This window comes from Burkholderia diffusa (assembly GCF_001718315.1).
GTDB classification, from domain to species: domain Bacteria; phylum Pseudomonadota; class Gammaproteobacteria; order Burkholderiales; family Burkholderiaceae; genus Burkholderia; species Burkholderia diffusa_B.
Window position 1 is genome coordinate 2,005,699 of sequence record NZ_CP013363.1, and the last position, 14,644, is coordinate 2,020,342.

Below are 14,644 nucleotides of genomic sequence, written 5' to 3' on the forward strand. Positions count from 1 at the left end.
CTCCGTTAGCCTGATTGATGAATATGCTGATTTCAGCGGTCCGATCCTTCCGGCACCGGCATGAATCGCTGACGATTCAGGAAAGCTGTTCGACGCTTTCAATTCGCTTCAGATAAGCCTGTCCCTTCTCATGGTCGTATTGGCCCTCCCACTTGGCGATGACGAGCGTTGCCAGTGCATTGCCGACGACGTTCAAGGCCGTACGCCCCATATCCATGAAACGGTCGATTCCGGCGATCAGTGCAAGTCCTTCGAGAGGTAGCCCAGCACTCGACAATGTTGCGAGGAGGATGACGAACATGAATCCGGGCACGCCTGCTGCCCCTTTGGACGTCACTACCATCGTCAGGACTAGAACGATCTGCTCTTGTAGACCAAGATGAATGCCGTATAGCTGAGCTACGAAGAGCGTTCCGATGCCGAGGTAGACGGAGGCGCCGTCGAGATTGAAGACATAACCCGTCGGAATGACGAACGTGGTGATGGCTTTGGGCGAGCCAAAGTCCTCCATCTTCTTCATAAGCTGAGGAAGTACGGTCGCCGAACTGCATGTTGTAAACGCAATCAGCAACTCGCTCTTGATTACGCGCAAAAGCGTGAAGATGTTGAAGCCGAAGACGCGAGCCGTGAAGCCGAGGATAATGACCGTAAAAGCAATGATGGCCGCGTAGGCGACACCGAGAAGTTTCAGCAGGGGCAGCAGCGACGCGAACCCGAAATTGGCTACCGTGATCGCGATCAGTGCGGCCACGCCGACAGGCGCATATCGCATCACCATGCCGGTGATTTTGAACATGGCGTCGGAGACGCCTCGAAGCAAATCGACGACGGGTTGCCGGAGTTCCTTCGGAACACTCTGCAATGCGAGACCGAAGAGCACGGAAAAGAACAGCACCGGAAGCAGATCACCTCGCGCCATGGACGCAAGAATGTTCTCGGGGACGATGCCAAGAATCAAATGCATGAATCCGTGATGTTCGCCGGCCGCCGCCGCAGAGCGCTGGATGCCAGAGATATCGGCATGACCAAGTTGCGAAATGTCGGTTCCCACGCCCGGCTGCAGGATGTTGCCGAAGACGAGGCCGACTACGATGGCGATCGTCGTGACGACCTCGAAGTACACGATCGTCTTGAACCCGATGCGGCCCAGGGACTTCCCGTCCCCTACGCCTGCGATACCGACGATCATGCTCGTGAATACGATCGGCACGACGACCATCTTGATGAGCTTGATGAACAGGTCGCCCGCCGGCTGGATATAGCTACCGATGGCCGTGCTGCGAATGTCCGGATATTTGTTCAGGATGATGCCGACCAGAATACCGACGACCATTCCTATGACAATTTGCCACGCTAACCCAATGCGCAGAGCGCTTCGCGCCTGAGGCGCGCTTGCCTTATGTGCTGAACTGTTCATATGTCTCCTATTTGCATTTTTTGCAGCCGTCGTGCGCGCGCCTGCTCGCCGAATTAATTGCGTTCGGGAGGCAATGGCTGCCCGGTCCAGCTGAATATAGGAGCCCGATGTGTTGCAGTCCAGTGCTCAGTTAGCACCGGCCCGTTGCTAGTTTTGCAACGCTCGTACGCAGCTAGATCGAATTTTCCAACCCTGTTCCCCGACCGTCACTAAACGACATTTCGGCCGATCCGCGCTCGTACGCATACGTGATCATTCGGCCCATCCTCGAAGCACGCTTCCGGCACGGCTACCAGGACAGGCTTTCCGTAGTTTCTAAAGCGATGCAATTTATCAACAATTTTTTGCCAGCCTGACGCATACTAGGCAACGTATTCGTGCTTGTGAGAACGGGGGGCTTGATGCGACATCTGCAGATTTACCGCTTCATCACAGAAGTCGCGCGCCGGGGATCTATTCGCAAGACAGCCGATCATCTTCACATCACGCCGTCAGCGCTGACCCGGAAGATTCAGGATTTTGAAGAGGAACTCGGAACGCCCGTCTTCGAAAGACTGCCGCAAGGTATGCGCTTGAACGCGGCTGGAGAGCTTCTGCTCCGCCACATCAGGGATCAAAGCGCCGATTTCGAGCGGCTGCACACTCAACTCTCCGATCTTGCTGGCATCCGCCGCGGCCATGTTGCGCTGGCGTGCTCTCAGGCTTTTGTTGACAGCGTCTTGCCAGACGAGATTGCAGCGTACCGGGCACAATTTCCGCAGGTTACGTTCTCGCTCGATGTCCGTGACAACGTCCAGGGTGTTAGCGCTTTGGCGAATTACGAGGCAGATCTGGCGCTACTTGTTGATCCTCCGCCTTCCGCGGACGTACGGGAATGGTTCGTTAAGCATCAGCCTCTCTGCGCGGTTGTGAGCAAGTCCCATCCGTTAGCCAAAACTGATTCGGTCCGTCTTCGGGACTGCCTCAAGCACCCTATCGCAATGCCCAGCCAAGCACTTGCGATACGCACGCTTCTGGACGAAGCGACCTATCGGCTACAACTTCAGGCCGAGATTGCAGTCGAGTCTGACTCACTCGAGTTTCTCCGCAGCTTCGTTGTACGAGAATCCGCGGTCACGTTTCTCCCTCTGAGTGGTGTGCCGCGTGCCGACGACCGAATATGCGCTCTGCCGATTAGCAGGCAGGACATCGATCACCTGCGGGTAGTCCTTGGACAGCTCAAAGGAAGGACTCTTTCGATCGCCGCCGAGAAGTTTGCCGACCAACTTAGTAGCCACTTGGCCAACTTACCTTACGCGTTCACGGGAGGCGATTAACCGCAGCACAGCCATCGTTTCTCGCCGAAAAAGTTTCGCGCATACGCCCACCACCACACTGGCGCGCACGCTTAATACCGAAACACGGACGCGCCCCCTCGATCCCGGCCACCGCAACGCAACTGCGCTCCTCGGTCACTTGCACGCCCCCCTCCGTTCCGTGTGCAGTAATTGCCGCTTCCGAACTTCACGGGTCGATTACTGTCGCGCACGCGTCCGTCGGCGCAGCGGCCACATGCCCGACGACCGGCACAATCTTTATACCTGCTGACGCGATACGACACGGCGCTGCCGCGAGGCCGCATCCACCAAGCGCGATACAGCTGGCAACACAAACGGCCCGGACGAACCACTTCATATAAAACCCTCCTGGTAGCGATCGACACATCTTCCGAATAGACCCGACTTCCAGGGCCTAGCTTAGAGTCATACTAACATACAAACCGTCTAGACGGTTTGTATGTTAGTATGACTCGCATGCCGAACCCGTACACGCGACGTCCTGCACTGCTCGATCGACCGCCCGACGGCGTAACGGACGCGTCGCGTGCCGATGCGCCGTTGTCTCAGCATTAACCGGCGGTTCACATGACGGTATCCATTAAGCAAGCCACAGCGGACCGCACTCTCTTCTCTCATTCATCGAATTGCGACCATGCGCCACCCAACCACTGCCACCCCGCGCCACGGACTTTCACTCAGCACGGTGCTGTTGCTTGCAGCTCCACTTGTTGTATCGCTCGGGAGCATCCTCATCATCGTAAAGGTATTTTCAACCGACGTTCCTTACCTAACGAACGGCTTCTAGGATGGGGTCCAGATGAAAATCCCACGCCTCATCCCGATCGCGTCGTGCATAGCATTGATCGGTTTCATTTCGACGGTACACGCTCAGCTCCTCGGGCTCGACGATCTGAAACGATTCGGCGAAAAGCGTGACCTCTGCCGTCAAGCGCTCGGGTCATCAGGGATCGAAGACGATATGGACCAGCGCATCCGCGATCTAGTCAGAAAATCGTATGACACTTCCCGTCTCAGGCGCGGGTCGACCGGATCGTTGGACGCCAGCACCTATCGCGAGATGGTCGAAGACTCCGTCAACGATCTTAGAGATCCGGTACTCAAGCAGTTGACGGATAGCTGCGCGAGGAATTTCACAGTAGGCGAACTCCATAGCGTCACCGATTTCTATACGAGTTCTGCTGGACAGGCATGGCTTAGCAAAGGTCGAACCATAATCATGCCGGAGATGGACAGAGCCATCTCAAGAATTCAACCTCGGGTCAATGAAAACTGAGGAGGCGCGTTGCACCACGCTCGTGTTATGAGCGGGCATCGATGCCCGCTGGACGGCGCGCGTCTCCGTCGACGCTCTTTGCTATGCGACAACCGAACGATCAATGCGACTTTGGCGAGCTCACTGCGTCGCCTGCCGTCGACGCGGTCTCACGCGAGATCATCGAGAGAGGTCCTGGATGTCCGTCTGGAAGCCCAGCACGAGGGTCAGATAGAAGAGCGACGCGAAGACACCGGCCATCGTACCGAAAATGTCCCGTGCAAGCGCGCCCCGGATCACTTGAGCAGGAATCCCGATCGCCACATAGGCGACAACGAACACGATCGAAACCGTGAGCGGTGGTGGCGTGGTAAGAATGAGATAGGCGATGTCGCGCATGCTCCCGGCTCCTCGTCAATTTCGGTCAATTCATCCCGGACGTCTCGACCCCGCCCCACCGCTTCGCCGCAGGCGAGGCATCATTGTCGTCACCGGAGTTGGGCAACGAGCGCGTCTGCGCCCTTGTCGATGCCCGTGCGGGCCGCACTGAGCGACCCAAATGCAGCCGGCAGGTTCATGGCGTTCGGATATTGCTTTGTCACATATGCAGCCAGCAGTTGACCGCTTGTGCTGTCGTAGACTTCTACAGCGTACGAAACCGAACCGCTGAATGCCCCCTTGCCCCCCCGAATTGCCTGCACGCCGTTATAAAGATTGCCGGCGATATCGAAATGCATGGCTTGCCCCACGACCGCCTTGGTCTTCTCTGCGCCAGTCAGCGTAAGCCGAACGCGCAGTGTCGCAGAGGACGGCTTCGGCACGATCTGAAAGCGCTTTCCGAGTTTGTCGACGAACACCTTCCCCATGTACTCGGCAAGCGCGGTCTTGTCCTCGCCCTTCAGGTCCCCGAATTGATTGTCCTGGCCGGAATATACGACGACGGGATCCACGATCACCTGCCGGTATTGCGACCAGTCCACTCGTGCCGCATATCGGTACGGCACCTTTGCGGCATCACCGTCGCGGTTCTCTGTCAGCTGTCGCGAGGAGGCAATGCCCGAATAGGCAACGGGTTGTACACCGGCGCATGCAGTCAACGTCAGCACCGTGACGCCGGAAAAAATGAAAGAACCAAATTTGGATGTGAGCATGTTGGATTCCGTGGAAGGCGCTCGGCCGGCACCAGAAGTGAAATTGCGAAGGGGGTTGACGCGAGGCAAGCGTAACACTGCCCTCATCGCATGTAAACCGTCTACCCGGTTTGTTTTGTGAAAAGTAATCGCCAAGGTACAATGCCTGGCTTGCGGCTGAGCGCACTCTCAAGCTCGCCTCACCCTATCGCCCTATCACCGCGCGCAAGCGCGCCGCTATCACGACGACAAAATGGACAACCAGACCCGCTCGGAAATTTCGCGCAAGAAAGCCATCGATGCAGCCCTCAGCATCCTCACACGCGAAGGTGTCGGCGGCTTAACGTTCGACGCACTCTCGCGTGAAAGCGGCATCAGTAAGGGAGGGTTGCTGCACCAGTTCCGTACCAAGCAGGGCGTGCTCCAGGCTCTGCTTGAATTTCAGCAACAGCAATTCGAACAGTTCGGGCGCGACTACCTAGCGAAGGAGGGGGCGTCGAAGGCCGAGCCAACGCTCGCGGCCCAGATCGCGATTTTTCGGGAAGCCATCAATCAACCGAACTCGGTCGCACGCGCGGTATTGGCGGCAATCATCGAAAGCCCGGACCTGCTAGAGGGCCGAGACAACGCAGACGCCGACAAGCTAAAAATCATGGACAAAGAGTCCGATGATTTCGAGCTGTCGCTACTGCGTTACTTCGCAGCGAGCGGCATTGCGTTCAACGTGCTGCTTGGCCTGACACCGCTAACAGGTGCCATGCGCAATCGACTATTCGCGCGCCTTCTGAACGAGGAGAACTGGCAAGCCAAGACCGTCAAACGCAAACCTAGCTAAGGAGGTCGTCGTGTTTGTGCGCTAGAAGTGCCCGCCCGGTGATTCGCCTCTCGGAGGCCGATCCCCGACAAAATCCAATTCGAGAAAAGGAAAAACGGACCTAGCGATCCGTTATCCGATTACTGCTCGAGCCGTCCACTCCAGAAACTCTGGAAATGCACTTCGCGCCGATGCTTAGCACGCTTGCGCAACTGCGCCTTCATCTCGGAAGTGACGACGATCCCCCTCTTGCCGAAGCGCGCAACGCGTACCACGACGGTCGGTGTCGGCTCCTCTAGGGTTTCGCTCGAATGAGCCCCCCCTTTCACGAAGACTGTCTAGCAGTTTCGTCCATGCGGCCTGTCCGCCACAGGGGCAAACTTGATCGACGGGATCGGAAAAGAGACTGTCGCAGCATTGCTATCGACAAGTATACCTAAGTAAACTCTGTTTTATCAGCCGGATTCGAAAGAACGGCTCCATGCCCGAAATCCGGATCTCCTCTACGAGTTCGAATAGACCAGCTTTATCTCGCACCTCCTGCGAACAAATCTGTATCATGCGTACATGCATTTCAAATATGGGAGATAAACGAATGGCAACTTACAAAGAGTTGAAAGCCCAAATGGATGCGCTGGCTGAAAAAGCGGAAATCGCCCGCGTAGCGGAGTTCCAAGCGGCCGTTGACGATATCCGGGCCAAAGTGGCTGAGTATGGCATTACCGCGAAGGACATCTTTGGCGCACGGCGCAGCCGCTCGGCTAAGCAAGTGAAAGCCCCAGTAGAAGCCAAGTATCGCGATCCGAAGACCGGCGCGACTTGGTCGGGCCGCGGCCGCGCGCCGGCATGGATCAAGGACGCGAAGAACCGCAATCGGTTTTTGAGTCAGGAGTAATCTCACTGTGATCAAGTTGGGACGCGAAGCGCTGATGCCTGCCGGCTCAGCCAACACCGAGCCAGACAGCATCCGAGGCGTTCTCGGCCAGCGGGTCGGTCAGCCAGGCGCAGCAGGCGAGCGTTCAATACCTTATGGTACGTTCGGTACCAACACCGAACGCCGAAGGCTTAATGCGGGCGCACTTCGACGAGCTGTTTGCTGTTGACGCCAATGGAAACCTCACCCGAAGGTACCGATTGAGGTCAACGGCACGCAAATGACGCTAGGAGTCGTGCTTGGGAGGCGTTCAGTTTGGCGGCTTCGTCTTCAGTCAAACAGTTGGCAACGATTTCGGCGTTCGCCGACTGCAAAACGGTTTAGTACAGCTCGTTAAGTTGTATAACTAATCGCCAAGTGCCGGACAGTCTGAACGATTCGGGAGGTCCGGCACGTTTCCTACGTCGACAAGCAACTCCGTTCCCAATCGTTGTCGGTGGCCGACCAGATTCGCCGAGGTGGTTGGGCTGTAAGTCCATCTCTGCGGATCACACTGAAACACCCGGGTCAGCAATGTTTGGGAATCCGTCCAGGTCATCTTCAGCCGCTGCAGTCCGTGACGGTCGGTCAACTCGTTGTGGCTTGCTCGCTACCTCGCGTGGCCTTCACCGTCAGCGCCAACGAGTAGCTGCAAGGTGACGTCAGAGTACGACTTCACGTCGTTCAGCGCGCACCACCGTTTCCACACGTACTCCGCATCGAGTGACCAGCCATCTCGGCCGACCAGTTGATACACGCGGCCCGACTGAGTCTGACCACGCAAGGTGACTCGATCGAAAACAGTGATCGCTGAACTGACGCGGCCTGAGAAATCGAGTGTATCGGCGCCGACGAAATGCCGCGTACCAGCGTCGATCTCGAAGATACGCCAGCTCGAAAGCGTGACATCAGGCGCTTCGTCCGCGGACGGCAGTCTCCAGATTGGCATCACAATCTCCCGTGCTGATGGAGCTTTCAGCGCGCGAAGTCCAGTTGAGCAATCTGGTTGGGCGAAGAGCCCGGGCGCACGCAGCCTCTTCACCGGTGGGGCTTCGCGCGTGTCAACGGCATTTCCCAGCACCCCGGATACATGGCGCACGTCAATTCGATGTCGGCCAACGACGGATAGTGGCGTAGCAGGTTTTGAGCGGCCAAGACTACGTCTCGAGGTACGGCGTCGGCCGACGGCCTCGACAGCTGCATGAGAAACGCCCGCGTCCTAAGCACCGCGGCCGTACGCTCGCTCGGCGTCGTCATTGCTCTGCCCCCCCTAGGCGACTCCGCTCAATCGCCGGACTCGATTGAGCCGAAATCCAAAACCGTTACCAATATACGGTTTCATTCTAGCCGCTGACCCGTTATTGGCAAGGCGACTTCGGCGGGAGACCACTACTCCGATGTAGGGGGGACACCCTGCATCGCAGCCGAAACGAGGGCGCGAGAATCAACATAGGCGTCCATGCTTTGGCTTCTGAGAACGGCCATACACTGGAGAAAGAACGTGAGCGAGAAGTCTCCAGCCGACAGATGCGAGATCATCGTCTTTACCGTGGTGCTCGCGCCTACAACCGCAAGTCGGTGCAGCAATTCGGTTGGGGTAATCCACGGTTGCTGCGCTAGCTCAGCCGCTAGAACGGCCTGCGCACGGGCCTCCCAGGTATCTTGCGATGCAAGTGCCTCGGCCCACAAGGCAGGAGGATGTGCCCCTGTTGCGTGAATGATCTGAAGGAGCAAAGTGAACTTGACAGAGCCGCGCGCGACACGCGCGATTAGCGGGCGCTCGTCTTCGTGAACATCGATCGCAGCGAGGGCTTCGATTAGTTCTCCGTAGCTGCAATCTTCTCGGGCTAGCACGACCCGGATTACACGGGAAGCCAATCCTGACCAGGACACATTCGTCTCGCCCACTGAACCCTTGAAATTTAAATGTTTCCGGCTAAATTAAACTGTGACGAAAGCCTCGTTTTGAGCACTGGGAAATGGTCCCGTCGGCCGCCCGTCCGCTCGGCGACCGCATAACGTCATGTTGCGAGATCAGGGGCAAGCCCGTCAATCAATCAGAAGAAAACACAATTCGGGATCAAGATTGCCGGTGAGACTAGCACACACCCCCATAGTGACAGACGCATCGGCACAGAATGGCGACATACCAGCGCAAGCGCAAAAAGGCCGACAAGCGCACGAGTGCTTGACGGCCACATCAGTGGTATGGCAGTATCGCCGTTCCCGATCTTTCGGGGTCCGGTTCTATATAGTATATGGTTATGCACTTTTTTGTCAAACAGGAATTGAAGGCTGCAGAAAGTGCATCCGGAGCGATATGCGGATAGAGGAATATAGCCTTACGATTTACTGACGATCCAAATTTTTCTCGCAAAGAAAAATGCCCAGAGTTGCAGCTCCGGGCATTCATCCGGTGCGCCCCCGAAAAGGCCCACCTACGCACTAATCACGCGCGCGTAGGATGCCATAGATAGGGGCGCGATGTCAACGCACGCCCATACGAATTCGATCTATGGCAAATATGCCTGCCCGGCTCTCCTGCCACCGGCATTCCCAGCCGCGTATCCGCATTTCGCGCGTCGGCGACGCGGAAAGGCGTTCCGCACACTGTTCGTCCGCGCTAAGTGCAACCTTCGCCCCAAGCCACCAGACAGACCTGCGTGGGGGCGCAACCACGTTCGCTGTTTCTGAGTTCGTCGATACACCTGACTATCCCCGAGCCAGTCGCTTTCCTATCGCCGGCGGAAGTGGCACTTCACTCAACGATCTGCCCGCATGTTCTTGTGCTCGCTCGCACGTGCGAAGCTCGCAAGGAGGTGCCGCTTGAGTCGCATGCTTACAACTGGCGCCGAGGACCTCCGCGACGCCGACAATCCGCTCCTCGATAGCGTGCCGACCGTACCAAGTCTCAGGGAAGCGATGGCATTAACTGAGGAAGTGAGAGCCGCGGACTTTGATAGAACCGGATTGTCGAACCAGGAATTCCTACTCCACCAAGCGGCGGGGACGTTTGTCACCAACGCGGCTTACGCACGCGTACTTATGGACGTCGTTGCTCAGGTTCGGACTTCGTACAAGGACCGGGATTTGCGCAAGCCCGACTATCGAACTTACACGTCGAATGCCAACATCTTTTTACATCGCCGACGAAATTCATACGGGCATGAATTCCCGTCGTTGTTCGGCATCGCACCGCGAGCGAGGCCCAGAGGAAATATCCTTGCAGTGCCCGTGCGTATGGGACGCAGATCATTTGCCGGCGCACTGGAAGCGACCATTGGTCGAGGTCCGGTTGTAACGCGCGTCCCGGCGGCTGAAGGATACGCCGAATATCTTCAGCTTCGCACGTTGCGAATGCAGTGGCCGATTGACGGAAAACTGGGCAGCTTCGTCCAAGGCTTCGTCGGTGCATTTGACTCGGCCTTCCAAACTGAATACGCGAAGGCGACGCACAGCCCCCTATTTCGGGATCGCGAAGCCGTTCCCGCCATGTGTGCGCTTGGCGTCGCATCGCATCTAGGCCTGCTTCTTGTCGAGAAAATCAATATGGAGAATGTCCGTAGCGCAGCGGCAGACGTGACATGGAACGCTCTTGCGCAATTTACGCGCACGACCGGCATTCCCGTACTCTGTCTTCCGACACCTGGCGCTGCTGCGGCTTCTCTCTCGAAGCTACCTGGAGCAATCGGTGACCTGACGCCAACCGGCGCCCGCGAAATCAAACCCGCATACAGCGCGACTGACCGACACTGGATTGCGGTTTGCCAAGCACTCTTCGCCGCAACCCTCGGAACAATCGGGATTGACACGATGCCAGCATGGTTTCCTGCGGCAGGCCATGCGCTGACACTCGGGTATCCAAGTTTGCTTTCCAAGGCATTGGTCGCGATTTCGCAACAGCTTCTCGCGTTCGATCTCAAGGAGTTCAGTTCGGATGTCCTCATGACACACGGGAAACAAGCCCTCGCACTAGATCTTCCACATATCGATGCCCTGAGGATTCTTCGCAAAGGCGGGACATTTCGCAAAACCAGCATCATCCGACATGGCGATTGGCTCTCCTTTGCGGAGCTGGCCCCGACACACCTAATGCCCGAACTCCAGTGAGCAGCCAGAAATTTCCATGTTTAGAACCTTCTATCCGGCCGCAAAATACGAGACTCCGTTAAGCCTCCTCTGCACACTCGCATTCACGACGATGGATAAAACAATCGTCCGCCTCGTTTCTGAAGCACAACACAGTAATTCGCTACAAGTTCAGATCGCTCCCTGTACTCTTTCGCGATTCTGCAGGTTAACCGATGATTTCTATGGAAACTCATATCAAGTATTGATGCAGCGGACCATATTCCCCTTGTATCTGAGTTGCATGACTGAACCACAGGCCACGTGCTTAGCCAACAAAGTGATTTATGGTCTACGAAAAATATCCGGTGGCCTCAATCTCCCTATGACGAACCGATCCGCAAATAGGTTTGGCATTCAATGTCGGGAATGCAACCGACTGTCAATTTCGGAGACGGGACGCCGTTGCTCGCTATCATTTCATTGCATTCCATTACAGAGCCGCTGTCCACTGCATGGATGTCGATATAGCTCCGCAAACGCACGCTGCGAATTGGAAATACTGACTTACACGACTGAAACACCCGCCAAGAAGCACAATAGCGAGGAGCTGAGCACAACACTCTTTCGCCTCATCGAAACATCAATTGCTCTACATTCTGTCAAAGAAATGATGTCGACACTTTACGCACGTGGATACATAGAAGAAAGCGGCCAAGTCAGAACTATCGAGTTGGCACAGGATTTCGCATCGCACTATTCACACGGGTTTGATGATCGCCGACTCAATGAACTGATTGCACGCGGCACTGTTGTTTTTCACGCACTCAACTGCATTAAGCAGCCCACACTCTACCCTCACCCGATAGAGATCGCACTGCTCAATACTGCCTTACGAAATATAGAGTACACATCGCCGCATACCAATCGATCATAAAAATTGGCCGTCAATTAACCAGACAATTCGCCAACACCGCGACATCCTCATAGCATGAGTTTCGATAAATTCAACAACGGCATCCTTTCGCTCTCGTCCATTTGCGAAGGCGAGGCATTCGGTGGATACCTCGCGAGGCATCGCTACAACACAACTGGATCACAGCTCGAGAAGCTTTACGGCAGTCGCAGAACACCGTGGATTCTTTCCGGACAAATAGCAGAACATGTACGCATCTGCGGCAATCACGTTGGCACACTTGATAAGGTTTTGTCCTATCACACACTAATAACCGGATTTTGTAGATTCTTACCCCCGGAAGACGCAACGCGCGTCCACGAATATCACATCGGTAAGCCGATTCGGTCGATTATGCCCACCGTTGGCCTAACAGCCAATCGCGGACTCGGGCAAGTATGGAGCCCTGGAATATGCATGGAATGCCTTAAGGAAGATATCAGCCCAACGGGGCAGAACTACTGGAGGCGAGATTTTCTGCTTTCACATATTCGCTATTGCTCAAAACATGGCACACCAATCTATGATTTCTGTGATGTGTGCGTTCACGGACATCGTGCCTCATACGGCTTGACAGCTCCCGACAGCAAGTGTCTGTGCGGCGCCCACCTCATCATACGGAAACAGATCACGACAAAGCCAGTCGCGAGATTCGAGTTAGATATCGCACGCGGCTGGTCGAAGCTATTGGATCCAAAATTCTGCCAAAACATCCAGGGGTATGAAATATTGGATCTCATAAATCAACAAGCAATCACCCTTGGCATAGTCGACGGTCATAAAATAAAATGGGATAAATTTGGAAAATTTTTTGATACTTCGACAAATTTTTCACTTTCCAACAGTATCGGCTTACTTTTCCGTAGCGCTAGGATTCTGCGCGTGCTACTAGGGAAAGCCACTCTGCGCAATCCAATTCATGCCATCTTTATGCTTACGACGTTATTCGATGGCTGGGATGGCGCAGAGAGTGCAATTAATTCATACGTGAGATCTTCACAGTATTTTCCAAACCAAGATGAGGCGATTCGTGGCAGCCGTCACGAGAAATCCAAAGGCAAAACGGGAAATAACAATACGAATAGGCGACGTCCGCTGACGGCTGAAATTTGCAGAACTTACACTAAACTCAAAAACAAACACCCAAGCTTATCGCATAGCAACATAGTACTTTTAATGGGCAGCCCCTCTGGCGTAACCATTAAAGCCCTGCGCGAATTGGGTGTAAACGCCGTACCATCGAGACGCGAAGCATTCGCACCGCCCGAACAGGACTCGAGAATGGCCAAGGATATAGAGAGGCGCTGGATGGAAATGAAAAATGCAAATGTACGGTATCGAATCACGGTTAACAAACTCGTTCATGGGCAATCGAAATTGAGTGGCCTCTATCGTCCTGGAATGTGTAAACGTTACCCTCAAGCCATTGCCGCATTAGAAAAATATTCTGAAACGCCTGCGATGCGCACGCGCAGAATTTTGCGACTCGACATTCTTAACGGTGTAGTCCGATGCTGTAAACCTGAGTCCGCAGATCAGCTCGATCACATGTCGGACCACGAGGTTGAAAAGCTGTGGAACCGCCATTGCGCAGATTTACGACGGAGACGGTCATGAAGGTTCTTGAACTGCCGCTACCATTCGTAACACCTCGACACATCACGCTTCCTCATCGCGACGCCTTTGGTGTGCCTCATGGAACAAATTATTCACCATTTCGCAAGGCGGCAGAAATCAGTCTCGCCACTCGCGCTTCCTTTGGCGGGGTCAAGGTGCGCCGAGTTCATGAAGCGCTGTCACTCAATGAAATGCGTGCTTTGTTAGCGTTCAACTTCAACCCGTACGCAGTTGACATTCGTGACCAATATCCCGTCTACGATCAGGAGGCTTATAACCGCGCGAAACGTAACGGCATCAGGATGCCCATCAACAGCGTGATGACTTACGACATCGTCTTGACGCTCGTGCTCCCTCCTGATTACCGGCTGCATTACCACGGCATATCCATCAAGGATGCCAGAGACGAACTTACCCAACAGGACTGGAACCGGCAAGAGCGTGAGCACGCCAGGTTCCTCGAACGAGGCTGGACCTGGGAGTTACTGCGCGGCGATCGGTTCACCAAGCGCGCATTTGGAAACCATGCGCTCATGAAAACATGGATCGCAAACGTCGATGTATGGAATCACTACGAGGAAGCAGCGATCCTTGCGACTCGGCTCAAAACGCGCTCCCAACGCGGAACACTCGATGACATATTGAACCGGCATGCCAGATACATGGGCATCAACTGTGATCACGCGTTCGAACTATTCTCGACGGCGGTCTCCTTCGGGTTTCTCTACATCGACCACAGTGAAGACTTGCGTGTGGACAAGCCGCTACATCTTGAGAGGTGCGCGCTATGACTGACGCTGTTGAGCCGAATGCGGTTCGCCCAATCGTCGGAGACGAGTCGTTAATTGCTTGCTTGCGCGAGATTCATCACGCGCCCTGGCCAGCCGACCTGTTTCGATTCGCGCCGTTCACGCTTTCCGGAGACGACGACAAAACCGCGTACGTTGCAATCGCATGGATCCCCGCCACACGAAGACTATATGCGCAGAGAGTCACAATTGGAGCGCCGCCTCCCGCGAGCAGAATGCCGCAACCCATGGACGTGGATGCGGACGATTGGCAATCGAGAGTAGTTCTGGCGAGCAACGCGTTTCGACCGGAATACATGAGATTGTCCGCGGCGGAGGTACCCAGCAGT

Annotated in this window: 14 protein-coding genes; 7 read left to right on the top strand and 7 right to left on the bottom strand. The window is 55.4% G+C overall.

The genetic code is table 11. The features are described from left to right. Positions 1 to 76 precede the first annotated feature (76 nt). Positions 77 to 1,417 (bottom strand): cation:dicarboxylate symporter family transporter, encoded by a 1,341-nt coding sequence (locus WI26_RS24270; RefSeq protein WP_069227442.1) that lies wholly within the window; start codon positions 1,415 to 1,417, stop codon positions 77 to 79. Positions 1,418 to 1,818: 401 nt separating this feature from the next. Here WI26_RS24270 and WI26_RS24275 point away from each other — a divergent pair, with 401 nt between their 5' ends. Beyond that, the gene (locus WI26_RS24275; protein WP_069227443.1) at positions 1,819 to 2,733 is read left to right on the top strand and encodes a LysR family transcriptional regulator; all 915 of its coding nucleotides are present in this window, start codon (positions 1,819 to 1,821) and stop codon (positions 2,731 to 2,733) included. Positions 2,734 to 2,920: 187 nt separating this feature from the next. On the opposite strand, the gene WI26_RS33340 is transcribed toward WI26_RS24275, so the two are convergent. Further along, on the bottom strand, positions 2,921 to 3,091 hold the full coding sequence (locus WI26_RS33340; protein WP_335622148.1) for a DUF6726 family protein: 171 nt from the start codon (positions 3,089 to 3,091) through the stop codon (positions 2,921 to 2,923). A gap of 462 nt (positions 3,092 to 3,553) precedes the next feature. Here WI26_RS33340 and WI26_RS24280 point away from each other — a divergent pair, with 462 nt between their 5' ends. Next, positions 3,554 to 4,030 carry a DUF2059 domain-containing protein gene (locus WI26_RS24280; RefSeq protein WP_069227444.1) on the top strand — a complete coding sequence of 159 codons (477 nt, stop codon included), beginning with the start codon at positions 3,554 to 3,556 and terminating at the stop codon, positions 4,028 to 4,030. Between the two features lie 159 nt (positions 4,031 to 4,189). On the opposite strand, the gene WI26_RS24285 is transcribed toward WI26_RS24280, so the two are convergent. Continuing rightward, a complete protein-coding gene (locus WI26_RS24285; protein ID WP_069227445.1) occupies positions 4,190 to 4,408 on the bottom strand; it encodes a hypothetical protein in 219 nt (72 codons plus the stop codon). 89 nt (positions 4,409 to 4,497) lie between these two features. Next, positions 4,498 to 5,160: a DUF3313 domain-containing protein gene (locus WI26_RS24290; protein WP_069227446.1), complete on the bottom strand. Its 663-nt coding sequence runs from the start codon at positions 5,158 to 5,160 to the stop codon at positions 4,498 to 4,500. 232 nt (positions 5,161 to 5,392) lie between these two features. Between WI26_RS24290 and WI26_RS24295 the strand changes: the two genes are divergently transcribed. Further along, positions 5,393 to 5,974, top strand: a complete 582-nt coding sequence (locus tag WI26_RS24295; RefSeq protein WP_069227447.1) for a TetR/AcrR family transcriptional regulator — start codon at positions 5,393 to 5,395, stop codon at positions 5,972 to 5,974. Between the two features lie 574 nt (positions 5,975 to 6,548). Then, positions 6,549 to 6,848 carry an H-NS family nucleoid-associated regulatory protein gene (locus WI26_RS24300; RefSeq protein WP_069227448.1) on the top strand — a complete coding sequence of 100 codons (300 nt, stop codon included), beginning with the start codon at positions 6,549 to 6,551 and terminating at the stop codon, positions 6,846 to 6,848. Positions 6,849 to 7,476: 628 nt separating this feature from the next. Here the strand turns inward: WI26_RS24300 and WI26_RS24305 are convergent. From WI26_RS24305 to WI26_RS33465, 3 genes are all read right to left on the bottom strand, one after another. Then, complete coding sequence (locus WI26_RS24305) at positions 7,477 to 7,815, bottom strand: hypothetical protein (protein ID WP_069227449.1); 339 nt, start codon at positions 7,813 to 7,815, stop codon at positions 7,477 to 7,479. Between the two features lie 89 nt (positions 7,816 to 7,904). Then, positions 7,905 to 8,123 (bottom strand): BPSL0761 family protein, encoded by a 219-nt coding sequence (locus WI26_RS33460; protein WP_069227450.1) that lies wholly within the window; start codon positions 8,121 to 8,123, stop codon positions 7,905 to 7,907. Between the two features lie 132 nt (positions 8,124 to 8,255). Continuing rightward, positions 8,256 to 8,774, bottom strand: coding sequence for a DUF6471 domain-containing protein (locus WI26_RS33465; protein WP_069227451.1), 519 nt, complete (start codon positions 8,772 to 8,774; stop codon positions 8,256 to 8,258). 918 nt (positions 8,775 to 9,692) lie between these two features. On the opposite strand from WI26_RS33465, the gene WI26_RS33120 reads away from it, so the two are divergent. The 3 genes from WI26_RS33120 to WI26_RS24325 all read left to right on the top strand — a co-directional run bounded on the left by WI26_RS33120 (position 9,693) and on the right by WI26_RS24325 (position 14,297). Continuing rightward, entirely contained in the window at positions 9,693 to 10,976 is a 1,284-nt protein-coding gene (locus tag WI26_RS33120) for a hypothetical protein (RefSeq protein ID WP_236849325.1), read from the top strand. A gap of 949 nt (positions 10,977 to 11,925) precedes the next feature. Next, positions 11,926 to 13,506, top strand: coding sequence for a TniQ family protein (locus WI26_RS32410; protein ID WP_155768813.1), 1,581 nt, complete (start codon positions 11,926 to 11,928; stop codon positions 13,504 to 13,506). Beyond that, positions 13,503 to 14,297: a TnsA endonuclease N-terminal domain-containing protein gene (locus tag WI26_RS24325; protein ID WP_155768814.1), complete on the top strand. Its 795-nt coding sequence runs from the start codon at positions 13,503 to 13,505 to the stop codon at positions 14,295 to 14,297. The genes WI26_RS32410 and WI26_RS24325 overlap by 4 nt, the downstream gene beginning before the upstream one ends. Positions 14,298 to 14,644 lie beyond the last annotated feature (347 nt).

Coding starts and splice junctions, on each gene's coding strand:
- WI26_RS24305 (WP_069227449.1), bottom strand. CDS start 7,815: ATGCCAATCTGGAGACTGCCGTCCGCGGACGAAGCGCCTGATGTCACG.
- WI26_RS24275 (WP_069227443.1), top strand. CDS start 1,819: ATGCGACATCTGCAGATTTACCGCTTCATCACAGAAGTCGCGCGCCGG.
- WI26_RS33340 (WP_335622148.1), bottom strand. CDS start 3,091: ATGAAGTGGTTCGTCCGGGCCGTTTGTGTTGCCAGCTGTATCGCGCTT.
- WI26_RS24270 (WP_069227442.1), bottom strand. CDS start 1,417: ATGAACAGTTCAGCACATAAGGCAAGCGCGCCTCAGGCGCGAAGCGCT.
- WI26_RS33460 (WP_069227450.1), bottom strand. CDS start 8,123: ATGACGACGCCGAGCGAGCGTACGGCCGCGGTGCTTAGGACGCGGGCG.
- WI26_RS24285 (WP_069227445.1), bottom strand. CDS start 4,408: ATGCGCGACATCGCCTATCTCATTCTTACCACGCCACCACCGCTCACG.
- WI26_RS24280 (WP_069227444.1), top strand. CDS start 3,554: ATGAAAATCCCACGCCTCATCCCGATCGCGTCGTGCATAGCATTGATC.
- WI26_RS24325 (WP_155768814.1), top strand. CDS start 13,503: ATGAAGGTTCTTGAACTGCCGCTACCATTCGTAACACCTCGACACATC.
- WI26_RS32410 (WP_155768813.1), top strand. CDS start 11,926: ATGAGTTTCGATAAATTCAACAACGGCATCCTTTCGCTCTCGTCCATT.
- WI26_RS24300 (WP_069227448.1), top strand. CDS start 6,549: ATGGCAACTTACAAAGAGTTGAAAGCCCAAATGGATGCGCTGGCTGAA.
- WI26_RS24295 (WP_069227447.1), top strand. CDS start 5,393: ATGGACAACCAGACCCGCTCGGAAATTTCGCGCAAGAAAGCCATCGAT.
- WI26_RS24290 (WP_069227446.1), bottom strand. CDS start 5,160: ATGCTCACATCCAAATTTGGTTCTTTCATTTTTTCCGGCGTCACGGTG.